We start from the raw sequence: 19,139 nt of genomic DNA, 5'->3' as shown, positions 1-19,139 counted from the left end.
CCAACCTATGCCTGACCAGCGAAAACGCCGCCCTCAGGTTCGGTACGACAACAGCTACTGAAGGGTTACGACAGAGGAACTCGTCAGGGCTTGGACCGCGGCGCGGGCAACCCACCGACTGATCGCTGCGTCGCGCTCCCTCATCTTGGCCATCTGTCGAACCAGGCGGACCCCGGAAGCGGGGCGCCTGCCTGCTGCGCCAGGTGGTCATCCACCCCGGTGAGCGGGTTCCGAACCATCGCCTTGAGCCTCCACCGCTTCCCGCACGCGCTGGTCCTCGCGCAGGGAGCCGACATCGCGCTCCAAGGGGGTGCGGCTCACTGCTGTCGCCAGGTTCTCCAGGGCGTGCTTCTGCAAGTCTGCCTCGCTCCGTAGCGCTGGGCTCCGGCCACCGGCTTCTTCCCATGTCCGGAGGGCCTTCTCCACGCGTGCCCAGTCCGGGTCCCTGTGCTCGCGCACATCGGCCGCCGCCTGCTCCATGTCCGATTCCAGGGCTTCGGCCAAGGCCTCCACTTCGGGAGTCGAAGGGTTGTCGTCGTGCGGGACGCGGCTCTCCATGAGCGTCGCTGCTCTGTCGAAACCTTCGAGCGCCTCCTGAGCGTCCTTCGCCTCTTGCGCGGTCAGGCCCCTGGGGCGGACCGGTTCCTGTTGTGCCCGGTCATAAGCCTCCTGCCAGGCGGCGCGGGCTCTTCTGCTCCTCAGTTGGGCGCTGCGCATGTCGGCACGGCGTTCCGCGGTCGGTGCCGCGAAGTGGCGGAGCACGGCCGCCGCGTGGCGGCCGTCGGCGGCAAGCCAGTCCGCCAGCCGCTCCCGTAGCCGGGGCGTCTCCCACGCGGGAAAGACCGCGTAGGCCAGCATGGCCAGGGCTCCGCCCAGCAGAGTGAGGGTCATCCGCTCCGGAACCGTCTGTTGCCATGCCTGGCCGCCCATGCCAAGCAGGAAGACGACGTAGGCGGCGGTGAAGCACTGGGAGTAGGCGTAGCCCGTACGGATCAGGGTGTACGACAGGCCCGCCGAGACCACCGCCAGCGCACCGGAGAGACGGGCGTCCGGGCCCAGGGCCTCCACGGCCCCGGTGGCGAGCGCGACACCCACCAGAGTCCCGGCGAGACGGGCGACCGCACGCGCGTACGTCCGGTGGAAGTCCGGGCGCATCACCATGACCGAGGCGATGGGCGCCCAGTAGCCGTGCCCCAGGGGCAGCTGTGCGGCGATGAGGTAGCCGAGCGTGGCCACCGCCGCCAACCGAACGGCATGCCGGAAGACGGGCGAGTCGCGTCGGAGCTCACGGCGGACGGCCCGTGCGACGACCGGAACAAGCCGGAACAGGGTCGGGCGCTCCAGGAACTCGACGCGTGCGCCTCCGTGGCGCACGGGCGGCCTTCTGCGAGCGTTGCCGCACTCCGCGATCTCCAGCGCCTCGCCGAGCAGTTGCCTGAGTCTTTCGGCGGCCTGCCTCGCCGGACCTTCGAGCACCTCGTGCTCCGCGTCTGCCCGCAGGAGCTCCGAGGTTCTCGGCGGTACCTCGACGGGGGTGCCTCGCCGGATCGACCGGGCGGCCGCATCCAGCACCTCAGCGGCCGCGTCGAGCAGTTCCCGTGCGCGGTCCCGCCCGGGTCCCTCGGCCGGGGCGCCGATGTGGGGGTCGGCCAGCGCGGTGATGGCCGGCACCATGCGTTCGGCAACTCCTCGCGGACCGTGCAGGGCGACGGGGCGCGTGCGAGCCTGGGACGGCGTCACGGCCGCCGCGTCCCGGGCTGTCATCAAGGGCTCGGGGTCGAACCCGGCCGTCGGGTCGTGCCGGAGCCGGCGGGCGTAGTCCGCCACGGCGGCCAGAGCGTCGGCGAGCGCGTCCCGATGCGCCCCCCATCGGCGGATCGGGAACAGCAGGATCAGCGCTGCCTGCACCGCACCGCCGAGCGCGATGATCCCGGCGTGCTCCAGGGCCCGTCCGGTGCTCGTGGGCAGGGTGATGGTCACCAGCATGCTGCCGACGGTCGTCGCCCCGACGATCCCAGCGGTCGATCCGACGGCCCACGCGAGCCCCGCCCCGAAGGTCCACAGGGCCAGCAGCGGAAGGAACGTCACGAGGTGCCCCGCCGCCAGGTACCCCGCCAGGGTGCTGAGCGCCAGCCCCGCGCCCGCGCCGAGCGCGATCACCTTGCGGGGGCGCCAAGCGCGCTGGAAGGTGGCCCCACCCGCGGAGAAGGCGCCGAGGGCGGCGGATGCGGCGTACGCGGGGGAGCCGAGCCACAGCGCCGGCCCGACGAGGAGTGCCACACCGACGGCCGCGCGCAGAGCGAGCAGGGGCTCCAGGCGCGTCTCCTCGATGCTGAGCCCGGATCGGAGGACGTCCCTCAGGGCTCGCGGCCACGTCACGGGCGCAGGCCTGGCCGGAAGGCCGCTTCAGCTCGCGTCGGCCGGATCGCCGGAGCCACCATCATGTTCATCTCACCATCGCCGAGGAGAGGGGCGGGACAGGCCGTGTGCCGTCGCCACCGGTGCGTGTGCATCGTGCCTGCGGCTAGCCATCGTGCTCGCCCTGGAGCATGTGGCGACGTTCCTGTTCGCGCTTGGAATAGGCCGCTGCTCGGATCGCCTCGTCGCTCTCCAGCCCCGACCCCAGCGCGCCGCCCACTGTGGCAATCGAAGCCACGAACCATGACAGCGTGCAGTAGTTCTGCGCGTTCAACGGATGCCGGGTCGCGGAGGCGAACACGTGGCCGTTGAGCACGAAAAGCGCCCACACGAAGCTGACGACCATCAGGCCGACGTAGCAGACGGCTGCCCCGATGCTCACGGTCACCAGGGTCGACGTGTTGTAGAGAACCGATCGCTGCCTCGCCTCCGGCGATCCTTCCGTTGTGCGATGCCACAGGTTCGCGTCCACGATCAGCCAGCCGATCATGAGCCCGACGGAACCGACCGTGGCGATGACGAGGCGTGGCGTACCCAGGGAGGTGGCCAGGCTCCAGACGGTGTCGTCCACCGTGGCGATGGCTCCCGTGGCGAGTGCGGCGGCCAGGGCTTTGGACAGGCCCGGCACCAGCCGCCACGGCCGGTTGGCGCGGACCATGCCGACGAGCAATTTGACGTAGCCGCGCGGGCCGTCGGCGACGTAGCGCAGATCGGCGAGCTCCTCCTCGTCGACGGGGCCCGGGCGGATGGGCGCGAGGCGGCCGGCGAAGGGGCCGAGCGGCGGTCGGCGATAGGCAGCTCGCTCACATCCGGGGGACCGCGAAGCGGCCAGGCTGAGCACGGCTTCCTCCACGACCCGCCGTGCCTTTCCCTGCAACCGCCAGCCCCCCAGGGACGGAAGGGAAAGCAACGCCGTCCCGTGTTCGTGGCTCAAATCCACCACGAGCCTTCGCCTGTGCGAGTGCAGCGGAAGGTCGGTGAGGGCCACGACGATGTCCCAGTTCTCCGCACGTCCGTCCTCCACGATCCGGCGCATCAACGTGGACGGGTCCTCGGCGTCCGCGGTGAAGGGCCTGCTGAGCACCTCGACAGCGAACCGTCTCTGCCGGCCGGACTTCTCGGCGAGCCGGGCGGGAAGGGTCCGTGCCAGGCGCTTCGCGACCATGGTCGGCGCGTCCGGGTCCGCGAGGAGAACGACCACCGTGACGACCTGCGACGACGCTTGCATGACTGCATCCTTCTCGTTGTCCGTCCCCGCGACCGCAAATGCCCACAGAATGCCTCCGGTGTGGCGTCGGCCATGCGATGACACGCTGGCCCCGGCCGGCCGGTACGGGCGGAGCGGCCGGATTTCCGTCGTTCTGCCCGTACGGGGCCTGCTCTCCGTGACGGGTGATCAGCCCTCTCGGACGATCGTCAGGAGCGCGCGAGCCGGGCCGCGAGATAGGGCGCGGTGGCGCTACGGCGGGCCTTCGCGACCTCGGCCGGCGGGCCCGCCGCGACCACCCGCCCGCCCGCATCGCCGCCGCCCGGCCCGAGATCGATGACCCAGTCGGCGGTGGTGATCGTGTCCAGGTCGTGCTCGACGAGGACGACCGTGTTGCCCGCGTCGACGAGGCGGTGCAGCTGGCGCAGCAGCAGTGCGATGTCCGAGGGGTGCAGGCCCGCTGTCGGTTCGTCGAGCAGGTAGAGCGCGTGGCCGCGGCGGGCCCGCTGCAGTTCGGTGGCCAGTTTGATGCGTTGTGCCTCACCGCCGCTGAGCTCTGTGGCGGGCTGCCCCAGGCGCAGGTACCCCAGTCCCACCTCGCGCAACGTCTCCAGACTGCGGGCGGCGGGCGGGACGGCGGAAAGGAACTCGGCGGCGTCGTCGACGGACAGCGCCAGTACGTCCGCGATGTTCTTGCCCCGGTAGGTGACTTCCAGCGTTTCGGCGTTGTACCGGGCGCCCTGGCAGGTCGGGCAGGGGGCGTAGGTCCCGGGCAGGAAGAGCAGTTCCACCGCGACGAATCCTTCGCCCTGGCAGGTCTCGCACAGCCCTTCGGGCACGTTGAAGGAGAACCGGCCGGCCGTGTAGCCGCGCGCCCTGGCCTCGTCCGTCGCCGCGTACAGCTTGCGCACCGCGTCGAACATCCCCGTGTACGTGGCCAGATTGGACCGAGGAGTACGCCCGATGGGCCGTTGGTCGACCCGGACCAGCCGGTCGAACGACTCGACCCCCGACGCGTCCTGAACGTCCACCTCCAGCCGCGCCTCGTCAAGATCCTCGGGCCCGAGTCCGAGGTGGCCTCGCACGACCTCGGCGAGCACCTGCGTGACCAGCGTCGATTTTCCGGAACCGGACACACCCGTCACCGCCGTCAGTACGCACAGCGGTACGTCCACGGACACGTCACGCAGATTGTGGCGGGACACGCCGCTCAGGTGCAGCCAGCCGTGCGGAGTGCGCGGCCGGTGTTCGAGCGGCTCGGCACGCCCGAACAGATACCGGCTCGTGGCCGACTCCTCCACCTGCTCAAAACCGGCGACGGGGCCGCTGTACAGCACGCGCCCGCCGCCCTCACCGGCGCCGGGGCCGATGTCGACCACCCAGTCCGCCCGCCGTACGACGTCCATGTCGTGCTCCACGACGAACAGCGAGTTGCCCGCTGCCTTGAGGCGCTCCAGCACGTCCAGCAGCGGTTCCGCGTCAGCCGGGTGCAGACCCGCGGAGGGTTCGTCGAGGACGTAGACGACGCCGAACAGCCCCGAGCGCAGTTGTGTGGCGATCCGCAGGCGCTGCGCCTCGCCGGGCGACAGGGTCGTCGAGCGGCGCCCGAGGCTGAGGTATCCCAGGCCCAGGTCGAGCAGTACGGCGACCCGCGCGACCAGATCGCCGCAGATCCGGACCGCGACCTCGGTCGTCTCCCCGGACCGGGCGGTGGAAGTGGTGGCGTCGGGCTCGGACCGCCGTGCGACGGGCCGCAGCAGCGCCGCGACCTCGGAGAGCGGCATCGCGTTGACTTCGGCGATGGAACGTCCGGCGAAGGTCACGGCGAGCGCCTCGGGCCGCAGTCCGCTGCCGTGGCACTCGGGGCAGGGCACGCTCCTGACGAACCGGAGCGCCCGTTCGCGCATCTTCTCGCTTTTGGAGTCGGCAAGGACGTGCATGATGTGCTTGCGGGCGCTCCAGAACTTGCCCTGGTAGCCGTAGTCGACGCGGTCCTCCTCCGGCTCGATGTAGACGGAGGGCTGCTCGTCCGTGTACAGCAGCCAGTCCCGGTCCTTCTTCTTGAGCCTGCGCCACGGTCGGTCGATGTCGATCCCCAGGCCATGGACGATGCTGCGCAGGTTGGCCCCCTGCCAGGCGCCCGGCCAGGCGGCGATCGCACCCTCGCGGATGCTCAGCGAGGGGTCCGGGACGAGGAGGTCCTCGGTGACATCGTGGACGACCCCGAGTCCGTGGCATTCCGGGCAGGCCCCGGCAGGGGTGTTCGGTGAGAACGAATCGGCGTCCAGTCGTGCGGCCCCTGCCGGATAGGTGCCGGCGCGGGAGTACAGCATGCGCAGCAGATTGGACAGGGTGGTGATGGTGCCGACCGTCGATCGCGAACTGGGCGCCCCACGGCGCTGCTGCAGGGCCACCGCCGGTGGCAGTCCGGTGATTTCCTGCACGTGCGGTGCACCGACCTGCTGCAACAGCCTCCGGACGTACGGTGCCACGGACTCGAAGTAGCGCCGCTGTGCCTCGGCGTAGAGCGTGCCGAACGCGAGCGAGGACTTGCCGGACCCGGAGACGCCCGTGAAGGCGACCATCGCGTCCCGCGGAAGATCGACATCGATGTTCCGCAAGTTGTTCTCACTGGCGCCCCGGACCTGCACGAAGGGGTCGATCGCGTCCATGTCCACCCTTCCTGAGTACCTGATCGCGCGGGGAACCGCGCGACGGGAGCCGGCGAGCGGTTTCCTTTCCGACCCTGCGGGGGCCAAGGATCAGCGCCATGGTGCGGACCGGTCCGCCTCCGGTCGAGGCCTCTCCGGACCTGTGGTGCCGCCGCGGACGAGGTTGCCGGCATTCTCCCGGTACTCGTGTACGAGGCGAATCGCCATGGCGCCTTCACCGGTGGCCGAGGCAACTCGTTTGACCGAGCCGCTCCTCACGTCACCGGCTGCGAAGACCCCGGGAAGCCTGGTCTCCAGCAGCATGGGACCACGGCCGAGCGAGTCCCACCGGGTCGCGTCGGCAGCGGCCCGGGCGTCGGCCCCCGTCAGGACGAAGCCCTTCTCGTCCAGGGCGAGGGCTCCCCTCAGCCATTCCGTGCGCGGGCGGGCGCCGATGAACACGAACAGCGCGGTGGCCCGCAGCGGGCGGCGCTCACCGCGGATGTTGTCCTCGATGCTCAGCGACTCCAGTATGTCCTTCCCGGAGGCAGCCCGGACTTCGGTGTTGAGGAGCACCTCGATCTTCGGGTGACGTTCGACCTGGTCCACCAGGTAACGGGACATGTCCGCGTTGAGATCGCCGCCCCGCACGAGGAGGTGGACTCCGGACGCGTGCTGCGCCAGGAACAGCGCCGCCTGGCCCGCTGAGTTGCCCCCGCCGACCACCGCGACCGGGTCCGCCTCGCAGAGACTCGCCTCGTGCACGGTCGCCGCGTAGTAGACGCTGATGCCCTCCAGACGGTCGACGCCGGGCACCTGGAGCCTCCGGTACCGGACACCCGATGCGAGCACCACGGCGCCCGCCCGGACGTGGGACCCGTCCGTGAAGGAGACCACGTACGCGTCGTCCTGCGGGACGAGACGGTCGGCCTGGGCGGGCACCATGAGACGGGCACCGAACTTGTGGGCCTGGAGCACCGCGCGTTCGGTGAGCTCTCCTCCGGAGATGCCCGAGGGGAAGCCGAGGTAGTTCTCGATGCGGGAGGAGGTGCCCGCCTGCCCTCCGGTGGCCACGGCGTCGACGGAGATCGTGGTGAGACCGTCGGAGGCGCCGTAGACGGCCGCGGCGAGTCCGGCGGGGCCCGCGCCGACCACCATCACGTCGCACTGGGAGGCCTTCACCGTGGGGGCGGGCAGCCCGATGAGTTCCGCGAGTTCGGCGTTGCTCGGATTGCGGAGCAGCCGCTCGCCCTTCCACAGGACGACCGGAGTCTCTTCGGGACGGATGGAGAACCGGCGCAGCAGCGCCTCAGCCTCCCCGTCCCTCTCCAGATCCAGCCAGCGGTGGGGGAGCCGGTTGCGGGCGGCGAACTCCCGCAGCCGCCGTGTGTCCCGCGAGTAGCAGGATCCCAGGATGCGAAAACCCGCGCCGAGGCCGATGAGGAGATACCGGCGGCCCAGGTAAGCCCGGAGGATCAGGTCACCGAGTACGGGGTCGCGGCCGATCAAGGTGCGCTGGCGCTCCACCGGCACGGCGAGGATCTCGCCGGCCTCACGGACCACCGCCGTGTCGAAGGCGGCCTGCCCCTCAAGCATCCCCAGCTCACCCAGGAACCTTCCGGACCCGTGCAGTGCCACCGTGCGCTCGTCCGGACCGCCATGGTCCTGGAGGATCTCGACGGTGCCGCCGAGGATCGCGAGGAACTCGCGGAACGGCTCTCCCTCCCGGTACAGCACCTCACCTTCCGTGGTCCTGCGACGCTCGCCGTGCGCGGTCAGGTTCTGAAGCTGTTCCGGTGTGAGGCGGGGGAACGCTCCGTACCGGTCCGGTGTCTCACGGACCGCACCGTTCTCGTGCTGAGCGGCACTCATCAGACCAGAGCCTCGTGAACGTAGCACCAGCGCCAGTCCTCGCCCGGTTGGAGGGACTGGACGATGGGGTGTCCGGTACTGCCCGCGTGTCGTCGAGCGTGTTTGAGGGGTGAGGAATCGCAGCAGCCGACGTGCCCGCAGGTGAGGCAGAGGCGCAGGTGCACCCACGGGGAGTGCTCCTTGAGGCACTCCTCGCAGCCCTGCGGGGTGCGCGGTGTGACGGGCCGCACCATGGGCAGGTGCGGATCCGGAATCGTGGCCATGACGTTCTCCTCCCATGCAGTGCGCCACCGCGAGGTTCGGGGAGCCCTCGTGGCAGCCGGGCACAGCGACTCACTGGCCCGCGGTGGCCTGCCGGCCTTCCAGGGCTTGTTCGACCCAATGCCGCAGGACATGGGCCGGTGCCGCACCGGCCTGTCGGGCGACCGTCTCGCCGTGGTCCCGGACGAGCAGCGTGGGCACTGCCTGGACCTCGAACCGCTGACTGAGTACCGGGTTCCTGTCGATGTCGACCTTGACGAGCTTGATCCGTCCGGCGAGGTCGCGGGCGACCTGTTCGAGGGCGGGGCTGACCATGCGGCAGGGGCCGCACCAGGTGGCCCAGAGGTCCACGACGACAGGTTGGACGGCGTTGTCGGCGACTTCGGCGAAGTCGCCGTCACCCGCGTCGACGACCCAGGGGAGCGGCTGCTTGCAGTGGCCGCATCTGGGGCGCCCCTCGGCGGCAACGGGAATACGGTTGTCGCGCCCGCAGTGCGGGCAGGCCACCGTCGTTGTCCGTGTGGTGTTCACGCCGCCCTCGCTTCCCGGACCTCTTCCGGCCGGTCGTAGGTGACCACCAGCTCTCCGTGTTCGGCGTCGACACGGACGGTCGCGCCGTCCTGCACGTCACCCCGCAGAAGAGCACGTCCGACCAGCGTCTCCACCTCGTGGGAGATGTACCGCCGCAGCGGCCTGGCCCCGTACACCGGGTCGTAGCCCTGGTGGGAAATCACTTCTCGCGCCGCATCGGTGAGTTCTACGTCGATGCGGCGTTCCGCCAGCCGTTGCCGCAGTTCGTCGAACTGCAGCTCCACGATCCGTTCGATCTGCCGCTCGCCCAGCGGCTTGAACAGCACGATGTCGTCGACGCGGTTGAGGAACTCCGGGCGGAAGTGCCCGCGCAGCTCGCCCATCACCAGCGCGCGGGCGTCGGGCTTGATCTCACCCTCGGCGGTGGCACCGTCGAGGAGGTGCTCGGAGCCGATGTTGGACGTCATGACGATCACGGTGTTGCGGAAGTCGACGGTGCGGCCCTGGGCATCGGTGATGCGGCCGTCATCGAGGATCTGCAGCAGAGTGTTGAAGACGTTGCTGTGCGCCTTCTCGATCTCGTCGAACAGGACGACCGAGTACGGCTTGCGGCGTACGGCCTCGGTGAGCTGGCCGCCTTCCTCGTAGCCGACGTATCCGGGCGGTGCGCCCATGAGCCTGCTGACGGTGTGCCGCTCCTGGTACTCACTCATGTCGAGGCGGACCATGTTGTCCTCGGAGTCGAACAGCGCCCGGGCGAGAGTCTTGGTCAGCTCGGTCTTTCCGACGCCGGTGGGGCCGAGGAAGATGAACGAACCGATGGGGCGGCGAGGGTCACGGATGCCGGAGCGGGCGCGGATGATGGCGTCGGCGACGAGCCTGACGGCCTCGTCCTGGCCGACGACGCGCTCGCGGAGGATCTCGTCGAGGCGCAGCAGCTTGTCGCGCTCGCCTTCCTGCAGGCGGGCGACCGGGATACCCGTCCAGGCGGCGACGATCTCCGCGATCTCCTCTTCGGTGACCACCTCGCGCAGCAGACGGTTCTGTCCCTGCCGGGTGGCCAGTTGCTCCTCCTCCGCCGCGAGTCGCCGCTCCAGGTCCTGGAGTCGGCCGTACCGCAGTTCGGCGGCACGGTTGAGGTCGTAGGCGCGCTCGGCCTCCTCCGCCTCGTGGCGGACCTGCTCCAGTTCCTGGCGAAGTTCCTGCACCCGCCGGATCGCCTGCCGTTCGGCCTCCCACTGGGCGTGCTTGGCGTCGGCCTCACCGCGCAGGTCGGCCAGTTCCTTGCGCAGCTCCTCCAGGCGGGCCTGGCTCGCGGGGTCCGATTCCTTGGAGAGAGCGGCTTCCTCGATCTCCATGCGGGTGACGCGTCGGGTGATCTCGTCGAGTTCGGCCGGCATGGAATCGATCTCGGTACGCAACCGGGCGCAGGCCTCGTCGACGAGGTCGATGGCCTTGTCGGGCAGGAACCGATCCGTGATGTAGCGGTGGCTGAGGGTGGCTGCGGACACGAGCGCGTTGTCCTGGATCTTGACGCCGTGGAAGACCTCCAGACGCTCACGCAGTCCGCGCAGGATGGAGATGGTGTCCTCGACGCCGGGCTCGTCGACCAGGACCTGCTGGAAACGCCGTTCCAGCGCGGCGTCCTTCTCGATGTGTTTGCGGTACTCGTCGAGAGTGGTGGCGCCGATCATGTGCAGTTCACCGCGGGCGAGCATCGGCTTGAGCATGTTCCCCGCGTCCATGGCCCCTTCTGCGGCGCCCGCACCGACGACGGTGTGCAGTTCGTCGACGAAGAGCAGGATTCCGCCCTGTGCCGCCTTGACCTCGCCGAGCACGGCCTTGAGGCGTTCCTCGAACTCGCCCCGGTACTTGGCGCCGGCGACCAGGGACCCCATGTCGAGGGCGAACACGATCTTGTCGCGAAGCCCCTCGGGGACGTCGCCGCGGACGATGCGCTGGGCGAGACCCTCGATGATGGCGGTCTTGCCGACACCGGGGTCTCCGATGAGGACCGGGTTGTTCTTGGACTTCCGGCTCAGGATCTGGGTGACGCGGCGGATCTCGGCGTCCCGGCCGATGACCGGGTCGAGCCTGCCCTCCTTGGCATCGGCGACGAGATCGCGGCCGTACTTCTCCAGCGCCTCATAGGCCACTTCGGGGTTGACGGAGGTGACCCGCTGATTGCCGCGGACCTGGGTCAGTGCGCCCAGGAACGAGTCCCTGGTGATCCCTGCCCGGTTGAGCAGACGTCCAGCGGCTGTTGACGCCCCCTCCTCGGCCAGGGCGAGCAGGAGGTGCTCCACGGACACGTACTCGTCCTTGAGCCGTTTGGCCTCCCGTTCAGCGGCGTCGAGCAGGCCGGCGAGGCGCTGCGTGACAAAGACCTGGCCGGGTGCCGCGCCGGGGCCGGTGACCTTCGGGCGGCGGGAGAGTTCCTCGCGCACGGCCGCGCGCAGTTCCGCCGCATCGCTTCCGGCCTGCTGCAGAAGGCGTGGGATCAGACCGTCCTCCTGATCGACGAGTGCGAGCAGCAGGTGTTCTCCGTCCACTTCGGTATGCCCCATGCGGCCGGCCGCGGACTGGGCCTCCTGGAGGGCTTCCTGGGATTTCTGTGTGAGACGGTTCATGTCCATGGGGGTGTATCACTCCTCGTGCCGCGGCCGCGCAGGGCGGTTTCGAGCAGGCTGATGCGGTCGAGCAGGTCGAGCACCAGTCCGATGGATGCGTAGTTGAGGCAGAGTCCGGAGCGCAGCCGCTGGACGCGGGCAAGTACCGCTGGGGCGTCGCGGTCGAAAACCAGGCGGCCGACGGCATCGCGTTCGGCGTCGACAAGCCCGAGGGCGACGAACCGGCGGACCAGATCCGGATGGAGACGCGATCGGCGGGCGACGGCCTCCAGGGAAAGTCCCGGGACGGGAACGAGTGCGTAGCGGACAGTCGTCGGAGCCGTGGCGGAGTGGGCGACGGGCTGAACCGGGCGGTCGCCGGGACCGGACCGGGCGGTGCCCGCCGCTCCCGTGGGTCGGTCGGTCATCGCGTCCTCCTGGGGTCGAACGAGGAGGCCGCGGCCAGCTCCTCGAACAGTTCGCGCTCCCGGTCACCCAGGGTGGGCGGCACCACGATGCGGAGCTCGGCGTACAGGTCGCCGTTCGCACCACGCGGGTTCGGCATGCCCTCGCCGCGCAACCGCAGCCGACGGCCGCTGGACGAGCCGGCGGGCACGGTGACCTTGGCCGTACCACCGCCGGGGGTGGGCACCGGCACGGTCGCGCCCAGGGCCGCCTCCCACGGGGCCACCGGGACCTGCACATGGACATTGCGGCCGTCCAGCCGGAATGGGGAATGGGACTGGATGCGCACCCGGAGGTGCAGGTCGCCCGCGGGTGCGGCACCACTGCCCCGCCCGCCTTCCCCCGCCAGCCGGATGCGCTGCCCGTCGGTGACGCCAGGCGGGACTTCGACCTCGTAGCGCCGCGGCTCACCGGTGGGCCCGGCGAGTGTGACGGTACGGCGGCCACCCTTGTACGCCTCTTCGACGGTGAGCGGCAGTTCGGCCTCCTGGTCGGCTCCCGGTACGCCCGCGGAGCCGGCACCTGCGCCGAAGAGGGACCCGAGCAGGTCCTCGATGTTCACATCCCCGGCCGAGAAGTCCTCGCCGAAGCCGGTGGTGTACCGGGCGCGGGGGCCGCCTGCGCCGGTGGTCCGCCGAGTACGGAATCCGCCGCCCGCTCCGGCCGCGACCCGTTCGTCGTAGTCCTCGGGGATCTTGCGGAAGTCCTCGCCGAAGCGGTCGTAGCGTGCCCGGGTCTTCGGATCGGACAGAACGCTGTACGCCTCGTTGAGGTCCTTGAAGCGTTCCTCGGCCGACGGATCCTTGTTGACGTCGGGATGGTGTCTGCGGGCGAGCTTGCGGTAGGCCTGCTGGATCTCGTCCTGGCTCGCGGCCCGCGACACTCCCAGCACATCGTAGAAGTCCCGTGCCATGGCCGGTCACTCCCGCTTCGCGACAGTCACGGCGGCGGGCCTGAGCTGCCGATCGCCGTCGCCGTAGCCCGGGCGCAGCACCTGCACGACGGTGCCCGGCTCGATGTCGGGGTCATCGACCACGCTGACCACCTCGTGGTGGGCCGGGTCGAAGGCCACTCCGGTCTCCGCATGCCGCGGGTAGCCGAGCCGTTCGAGGACGCCCACCGCTTGGTCGCGGACTGTCCGGACGCCCTCCACGACCGCACCTGAGTCGGCGTCGGCGTGGGACAGGGCGAGTTCGAGGTTGTCCAGGACGGGCAGGAAGGCGGCGGCCGTACGCGAACGCTCGACCATCCGCTCCCGCTCCAGCTCCCTCGCGTGACGCTTGCGCAGGTTGTCGAGATCGGCGAGGGCGCGCCGCCAGCGGTCCTCCAACTCCCGCACCGCGGCTGCGTGCTCGTCCGCCGCCAAGGCGGGGCCGACCGCCTCGGGTCGCGTTTCGTCCGCCGTCGCTTGCGGCCGGGGAAGCGGGCCGGGTTGGTGCGGCTCCTCGCCAGCAGGGCTTACGGCCTCCTTCGGAGCCGGGCCGGCCGAGCCTGCCCGGTCAGGTTCTTCGGGGTGGGAGGTCATGGCGGCCTCAACCCTTGTCGAACTCGGCGTCGATGACGTCGTCGTCGCTGCCACCGCTCGGGGGAGCATCGGCGGACGCACCCTGACCCGGGTCGCCCGTGGCGGCGGCACCCGGCTGGGCAGCCAGTCCGGCGAGAATCTGCTGGAGTTCGCTGGCCAGTGGCCGCACGCGCTCCACGCCGGCCTCTTCCTTGACCGCCGCCCGGGCATCGGAGATGAGCATCTCGGCCCGGGCCCTCTCGTGCGCGGGGGCCGCGTCGCCCAGTTCGGCCAGGCGCTTCTCGACCTGGTACGCGGCAGCGTCGAGCTCGTTGCGGGCGTCCACGGCTTCGCGAAGCTCCCGGTCCTGGCCCTGATTGCGCTCGGCCTCCTGCACCATGCGCTCGACCTCACCGCGGTCCAGGTTGGAGCTCTCGCTGATGGTGATGCCTTGTTCCTTGCCGGTGTCCCCGTCGCGCGCCGTGACATTGAGGATGCCGTTGGCGTCGATGTCGAAGGTGACCTCGATCTGCGGTTCGCCTCGCGGCGCCGGCCGGATGTCGGTGAGCTGGAACCGGCCGAGCACGCGGTTGTCGGCGGCACGCTCGCGCTGACCCTGGAGAACCACCACATCAACGGCCGGCTGGTTGTCGTCGGCGGTCGAGAACGTCTCCGTACGCCGCACCGGGATGGTGGTGTTCCGCTCGATGATCTTCGTCATGACTCCGCCGCGCGTTTCGACGCCCAGGGACAGGGGCGTGACGTCGAGCAGCAGGACGTCCTTCACCTCACCCTTGAGCACTCCGGCCTGAATCGCGGCGCCCAGGGCCACGACTTCGTCGGGGTTGACGCTCATGTTGGGGTCCTTGCCGCCGGTCAGCCGTCGGACCAGGGCCTGCACGGCAGGTATCCGGGTGGAGCCGCCCACGAGGATGACCTCGTCGATGTCGCTCTCGCCGACCTTGGCGTCGGCCATGGCCTGCTTGACCGGCTCCAGGCACCGCTCCACCAGGTCGCCGGTGATCTGTTCGAACGTGGAGCGCATGACGGATTCGGTGAGGTGTTTGGGGCCCGAGGCGTCGGCGGTGATGAACGGAAGGCTGACCTGCGTCTGGGTGACGGAGCTGAGTTCGGTCTTGGCCTTCTCCGCCGCCTCGAACAGTCGTTGAAGTGCCTGCGGGTCGTTCCGCAGGTCGATGCCGTTCTCCTTCTGGAAGCCGTCCGCGAGATGGTCCACCAGGCGCCGGTCGAAGTCGTCGCCGCCCAGGTGGCTGTCCCCGGCCGTGGAACGCACCTCCACCACGCCGTCGCCGACGTCGAGGATGCTCACGTCGAAGGTGCCGCCACCCAGGTCGAAGACGAGGACGGTCTCGTGCTCCTTCTTGTCCATGCCGTACGCGAGAGCGGCCGCTGTCGGCTCGTTGATGATCCGCAGCACCTCCAGCCCCGCGATCCGGCCGGCATCCTTGGTTGCGGTTCGCTGGGCGTCGTTGAAGTAGGCGGGCACCGTGATGACCGCCTCCGTGACACGCTCGCCCAGCTGCTTGGAGGCGTCGTCGGCGAGTTTGCGCAGCACCTGTGCGCTGATCTCCTCCGGCGCGTACAGCTTGTCGCGCACCTCGAAGCGGGCAGCCCCGCCGTCGCCCTCGACGACGTCGTACGCCACAGCTTTCGCCTCGTCGGAGATCTCGTCGAAGTGCCGGCCTATGAACCGCTTGGCCGAGTAGATGGTTCCTTTGGGATTCAGGATCGCCTGGCGCCGGGCCATCTGGCCCACGATGCGCTCCCCCGTGTCGGTGAAGGCCACCACCGACGGTGTCGTCCGGTTGCCCTCGGTATTGGGAACCACGGACGGTTCGCCGCCCTCCCACGCGGCGATCACCGAGTTGGTGGTGCCGAGGTCTATGCCCACTGCCCTGGCCATGAGGAACTCCTCCCGGTGCTGCGGCCTGCGCCGATTACCGGTCGTTCGCCAACGGAGAAGACCTCCGCGGAGGGCCGTGCGCACCCCGGGGGTTCTCACACCCGGGCTCCTGTACCCGGACCGAACGGACCCGAGCTGGGCTACCGACCCGTAGCGTCGCTCTGCTTCGGATTCCGCTACTTCTGGCGACGTGTACGCGGAGGCTTCCGAACGCTCCCAGCATGTCGAGCCGATTCGCCCCCCGCCTGCGCCTGGCGGGACGAAAACGGATGGGCCCACTCGCCCTGCACGTACTAAGGTGAGATTACGGACATTACGTACGGAGTGGCCTCGCGGGCAGTGACCCGGAACCGCGCTTGTCCGGCCCTCCGACAGCTCGGGATTGGTACTCATGGGGAAGCGTCGGCCGCACAACCTGAACGGCCACTCCTACGAGAAGGGCAGCCGGTCAGCCGTCGGCCACCGCCGACCGGCCGCAACTGGTCCGAGAGAGCCGCGAGCGCTTCCTTCCGGCGGCCGCTCACTCCAGGAACTGACGGTGTTGCTCCGCGACCTTTTCGCCACCTGGGACGAAAGCAGGATTCTGCGCCTGGCCATGGACCACGTTGCCGCCGCCGGGCCTCATACCGCCGAGGCGGGATACCTGCTCGAAGCGGGCGGCGAGCTGGTCCCCAGTGCGGGGAACCGCCAGGAACACGCCCTCATGGTGCAGTCGAAGGTACGGGACCTGGCGGGGCGGGACGGCTCTGTAGCCGTACCCGGCAGGCGCGGCGGTCAGGCCCTGGCGCTGCGCGGAATCGAGGGCCTGCACGGATACCTCGTGGTGACGTCCCGCTCCCGGCCGACCGGAACCGAGCGGTTTCTGCTCGCCACACTCATCCGGCACACGGCTGCCGCGCTGTCGGTCGCCTTCGCGCACCGCTGCCGCCGGGAGGAGGCAGCGGAACTGCACGCCCTCAGGCAGGAACGTGCCTCACTCCAAAGGCAGCTGGTCACCGTCGTGGGGGAGTTGGCGTACCGGCAGGCTGTACGTGGGCTCACGGCCGACGTCGCAGCCTCGGGCGGTGGCGAGGAGGCCGTCACCCGCGCTCTGCACGGGCTGACGGGGCTTCCCGCACTGGTCGAGGACCGCTTCGGCCGACTGAGGTCCTGGGCGGGCCCCAGTCGGCCCGACCCCTATCCGGAGCCGGATCCCGTGCGCCAGAACGCACTGCTCATCGCAGCCGCCCGGGAGGCGGGGCCGACGAGGATCGGGGGCCGGCTGATCGCTCTCGTGCGCCCGCACGGCGAGATCCTCGGCATGCTGGCTCTGATCGATCCCCGGGACGAGGCGGACGAGCACGCGGTGCTCGCGTTGGAGCAGGCCGTCATGTCGCTCGCCCCGGAGCTGGCACACCTGCGCAACCAGGCCGAAGTCGAACTGCGGCTGCACCGCGAGCTGGCCGACGACCTCCTGGCAGGAACGGACGAGGCCAGCGCCTACGCCAGGTCCGAGGCCGTCGGGCACGATCTGCACCGCAGCCACTACATCGTCGTGGTGCGGTGGTCGGACCTGGTTGCGGACGACTCCTTCGCGCAGGCCGTGGGCAGGGCGGCCTCCGCCGTGGGCATGCGCTCGCTGTTGACCCGAGGGGCCGAGAACGTGGTCCTTCTCGCCGATGACAGACCGCACGCCGGAGCGCTGTACGAGGCACTAGCTCTGGACACGGGGGCACCGTCCGGGAGCATCGGGGTGAGCGCGCGGTGCGATTCCCCCGACGACTTCCCGCAGCACTATCAGGAGGCGCAGCGCGCCCTGGAAGTGCTGCGCCACTCCCGCAAGCAATACGGGATGATGTTCTTCGACCTACTCGGCCTCTATCGAATCCTCGGCCCCGGGACCAATCTCCGGGAGCTGGAGGCCTTCGTCCGCGAATGGCTCGGGCAGCTCAACGATTACGACGCGAGAAACCGTTCGACCATGACGGAGACCCTGGCCCGGTACTTCGACTGTGGCGGCAACTACGACGAGACGGCCGCCTCTCTCTCCATCCACCGCAGCACACTGCGCTACCGGCTCCAGCGCATCCGCGAGATCAGCGGCAAGGAACTCACCGACGTCGAGGACCGGCTCAACCTTCAGGTAGCGACGCGAGTATGGAAGATCGTCCTCGGCGGATCCGGCTGATGGATCACACCGGAGCACACCGGCGGCTGACCTCAACCGCTCCGGTGTGCGGGAAGCCGGCCAGGAGCGGGTGAACATGAGAATGACTACTCATATGGCCCTGGTCGGGCTGTGCCTCGGCTCGTCTCAGCCGCGATCCAGAAGAGCCCGGGTCTCGACGTCGATCTGCTGGGCTTCTCCTGTGGGGATAACCACGACGGGAACACGGGCGCCGGGCTCACTGACGATTTCGGGGCGTTGGGCGACCAGCGGTCGCAGGCCGCCCGTGAGGCCGAACACGGACAGGCCGGCGCACACCTCCTCACGGACCTCGGGCTGATCCTCACCGATCTCGCCGGTGAAGACGAGAGCGTCCAGGCGGCTCAGGGATGCGGCCATCCCGGCGATACCGCGTCGGCACTGATGGGTGAAGACGTCCAGGGCGAGCGCGGCACGCTCGTCGCCTGCCGTCCGGTTGCGGACCAGGTCCCGCGTGTCGCCCGATGTGCCGGACAGGGCGAGCAGACCGGACCTCTGATTCAGAATGTCCTTGATCTCGACTGCCGGCAGATTCTTCCGTGTGAGCAGCCAGATCAGGGCGCCGGGGTCGATGCTGCCGCTGCGACGACTCATCACCAGCCCCTCCAAGGGCGTGAAGCCCATCGTCGTGTCCACACCGCGCCCCTCGCGCACCGCGCAAGCGGAGCAGCCACCGCCGAGATGCACCATCACCAGGTGCAGCCGCTCGGGGCGGCGGCCGAGGAGTTCAGACGTCCGGGCCAGCGCCCAGGCGTAGGAGAGCCCGTGGAAGCCGTAGCGGCGCAGTCCGTACGTCTCGCGCCAATCGGCAGGTACCGCGTACTCCCTTGCCGCGGCGGTCAGGCCGGAGTGGAAGACGGTGTCGAAACAGGCGACATGGGGAACTCCCGGCAGCAGATCCCGGGCCGCGTCCACCACGGTCAGTGCTTGCGGCACGTGCAGGGGCGCGAGTTCTGCTACGTGGGCCAAGCGGGCGCGCACAGCGTCGTCCAGCAGAGTATGGCTGCGCAGCTCCGGCCCCCCGTGGACGATACGGTGCCCCGCAGCCCCGGGAGGCGGCCCTTCACTCAGCAACTGCAGCAGCGCCTGGGTCGCCCCTTTACCCGGCGGCGACTCACTGTGGTGTTCGTTGAGGACGTGACCACCGTCGCCGAAGATCGTCAGACGCAGACTCGATGACCCGGCGTCAGTCACCAGCACCGGACTGGTTCGTGTATGCACACTCCGATCCTCTCCCTCGTTCCGCGAGCATCCCTCGAGAGTCAATTCATGACTGTCGCAATGGGCTTTCACTCTGCGGAACCGGGCATCCGACTGGTCACCGCGGAAAACAGGACGGTCCGTCGAAGGGGCCTTTCGGACCAGCGGAGCCTGCTTCGAGCTGCGCGCTCTTGGAGCCTCGGCCCCGCCCGGGAAGTGACGCGTCGCCCTGGTCCGTCCCCACCAGGTCTTAAGAAGTCATCTCAATTGGCCCGATAGGCTGTGGCCTGTGGCGAGGATCGTTGAGCGGCT

Annotated in this window: 13 protein-coding genes; 1 reads left to right on the top strand and 12 read right to left on the bottom strand. The window is 69.8% G+C overall.

Going from position 1 to position 19,139, the window contains the following annotated elements; translation table 11 throughout:
* Positions 1-207 precede the first annotated feature (207 nt).
* The 11 genes from IE145_RS32590 to dnaK all read right to left on the bottom strand — a co-directional run bounded on the left by IE145_RS32590 (position 208) and on the right by dnaK (position 15,442).
* Positions 208-2,379, bottom strand: a complete 2,172-nt coding sequence (locus IE145_RS32590; protein ID WP_189529033.1) for an FUSC family protein — start codon at positions 2,377-2,379, stop codon at positions 208-210.
* 145 nt (positions 2,380-2,524) lie between these two features.
* Positions 2,525-3,646 (bottom strand): hypothetical protein, encoded by a 1,122-nt coding sequence (locus tag IE145_RS32585; RefSeq protein WP_189529032.1) that lies wholly within the window; start codon positions 3,644-3,646, stop codon positions 2,525-2,527.
* A 188-nt stretch (positions 3,647-3,834) separates the two neighbouring features.
* Positions 3,835-6,303, bottom strand: a complete 2,469-nt coding sequence (gene uvrA, locus IE145_RS32580) for an excinuclease ABC subunit UvrA (RefSeq protein WP_189529031.1) — start codon at positions 6,301-6,303, stop codon at positions 3,835-3,837.
* 84 nt (positions 6,304-6,387) lie between these two features.
* The gene (locus IE145_RS32575) at positions 6,388-8,148 is read right to left on the bottom strand and encodes an FAD-dependent oxidoreductase (RefSeq protein ID WP_189529030.1); all 1,761 of its coding nucleotides are present in this window, start codon (positions 8,146-8,148) and stop codon (positions 6,388-6,390) included.
* Complete coding sequence (locus tag IE145_RS32570; protein ID WP_189529029.1) at positions 8,148-8,411, bottom strand: UBP-type zinc finger domain-containing protein; 264 nt, start codon at positions 8,409-8,411, stop codon at positions 8,148-8,150. The genes IE145_RS32575 and IE145_RS32570 overlap by 1 nt, the downstream gene beginning before the upstream one ends.
* 70 nt (positions 8,412-8,481) lie before the next feature.
* Positions 8,482-8,940 (bottom strand): thioredoxin, encoded by a 459-nt coding sequence (gene trxA, locus IE145_RS32565; protein ID WP_109916511.1) that lies wholly within the window; start codon positions 8,938-8,940, stop codon positions 8,482-8,484.
* Entirely contained in the window at positions 8,937-11,576 is a 2,640-nt protein-coding gene (gene clpB, locus IE145_RS32560) for an ATP-dependent chaperone ClpB (protein ID WP_189529028.1), read from the bottom strand. The genes trxA and clpB overlap by 4 nt, the downstream gene beginning before the upstream one ends.
* Positions 11,567-11,977, bottom strand: coding sequence for a chaperone modulator CbpM (locus IE145_RS32555; protein ID WP_189529027.1), 411 nt, complete (start codon positions 11,975-11,977; stop codon positions 11,567-11,569). Before IE145_RS32555 ends, clpB begins: the two co-directional genes overlap by 10 nt.
* Positions 11,974-12,927 (bottom strand): DnaJ C-terminal domain-containing protein, encoded by a 954-nt coding sequence (locus tag IE145_RS32550; protein ID WP_189529026.1) that lies wholly within the window; start codon positions 12,925-12,927, stop codon positions 11,974-11,976. The genes IE145_RS32555 and IE145_RS32550 overlap by 4 nt, the downstream gene beginning before the upstream one ends.
* 6 nt (positions 12,928-12,933) lie before the next feature.
* Entirely contained in the window at positions 12,934-13,539 is a 606-nt protein-coding gene (locus tag IE145_RS32545; RefSeq protein WP_189529025.1) for a nucleotide exchange factor GrpE, read from the bottom strand.
* 7 nt (positions 13,540-13,546) lie between these two features.
* Positions 13,547-15,442, bottom strand: a complete 1,896-nt coding sequence (gene dnaK / locus IE145_RS32540; protein ID WP_189529024.1) for a molecular chaperone DnaK — start codon at positions 15,440-15,442, stop codon at positions 13,547-13,549.
* A 595-nt stretch (positions 15,443-16,037) separates the two neighbouring features.
* Here dnaK and IE145_RS32535 point away from each other — a divergent pair.
* Positions 16,038-17,609: a PucR family transcriptional regulator gene (locus IE145_RS32535; RefSeq protein ID WP_229826012.1), complete on the top strand. Its 1,572-nt coding sequence runs from the start codon at positions 16,038-16,040 to the stop codon at positions 17,607-17,609.
* 126 nt (positions 17,610-17,735) lie between these two features.
* Here IE145_RS32535 and IE145_RS32530 read toward each other — a convergent pair whose 3' ends face one another.
* Positions 17,736-18,848, bottom strand: coding sequence for an acetate/propionate family kinase (locus IE145_RS32530; protein WP_189529022.1), 1,113 nt, complete (start codon positions 18,846-18,848; stop codon positions 17,736-17,738).
* Positions 18,849-19,139: the final 291 nt, after the last annotated feature.

The sequence above is a fragment of the Streptomyces sindenensis genome (assembly GCF_014649035.1).
Classification (GTDB): domain Bacteria; phylum Actinomycetota; class Actinomycetes; order Streptomycetales; family Streptomycetaceae; genus Streptomyces; species Streptomyces sindenensis.
This window is presented reverse-complemented; position numbering and strand designations above follow the sequence as displayed.

What these genes read in the sequence shown, in the direction of transcription:
- IE145_RS32575 (WP_189529030.1), bottom strand. Translation starts at nt 8,148, where the DNA reads ATGAGTGCCGCTCAGCACGAGAACGGTGCGGTCCGTGAGACACCGGAC.
- IE145_RS32535 (WP_229826012.1), top strand. Translation starts at nt 16,038, where the DNA reads ATGGACCACGTTGCCGCCGCCGGGCCTCATACCGCCGAGGCGGGATAC.
- IE145_RS32545 (WP_189529025.1), bottom strand. Translation starts at nt 13,539, where the DNA reads ATGACCTCCCACCCCGAAGAACCTGACCGGGCAGGCTCGGCCGGCCCG.
- clpB (WP_189529028.1), bottom strand. Translation starts at nt 11,576, where the DNA reads ATGGACATGAACCGTCTCACACAGAAATCCCAGGAAGCCCTCCAGGAG.
- dnaK (WP_189529024.1), bottom strand. Translation starts at nt 15,442, where the DNA reads ATGGCCAGGGCAGTGGGCATAGACCTCGGCACCACCAACTCGGTGATC.
- IE145_RS32585 (WP_189529032.1), bottom strand. Translation starts at nt 3,646, where the DNA reads ATGCAAGCGTCGTCGCAGGTCGTCACGGTGGTCGTTCTCCTCGCGGAC.
- IE145_RS32570 (WP_189529029.1), bottom strand. Translation starts at nt 8,411, where the DNA reads ATGGCCACGATTCCGGATCCGCACCTGCCCATGGTGCGGCCCGTCACA.
- IE145_RS32555 (WP_189529027.1), bottom strand. Translation starts at nt 11,977, where the DNA reads ATGACCGACCGACCCACGGGAGCGGCGGGCACCGCCCGGTCCGGTCCC.
- IE145_RS32550 (WP_189529026.1), bottom strand. Translation starts at nt 12,927, where the DNA reads ATGGCACGGGACTTCTACGATGTGCTGGGAGTGTCGCGGGCCGCGAGC.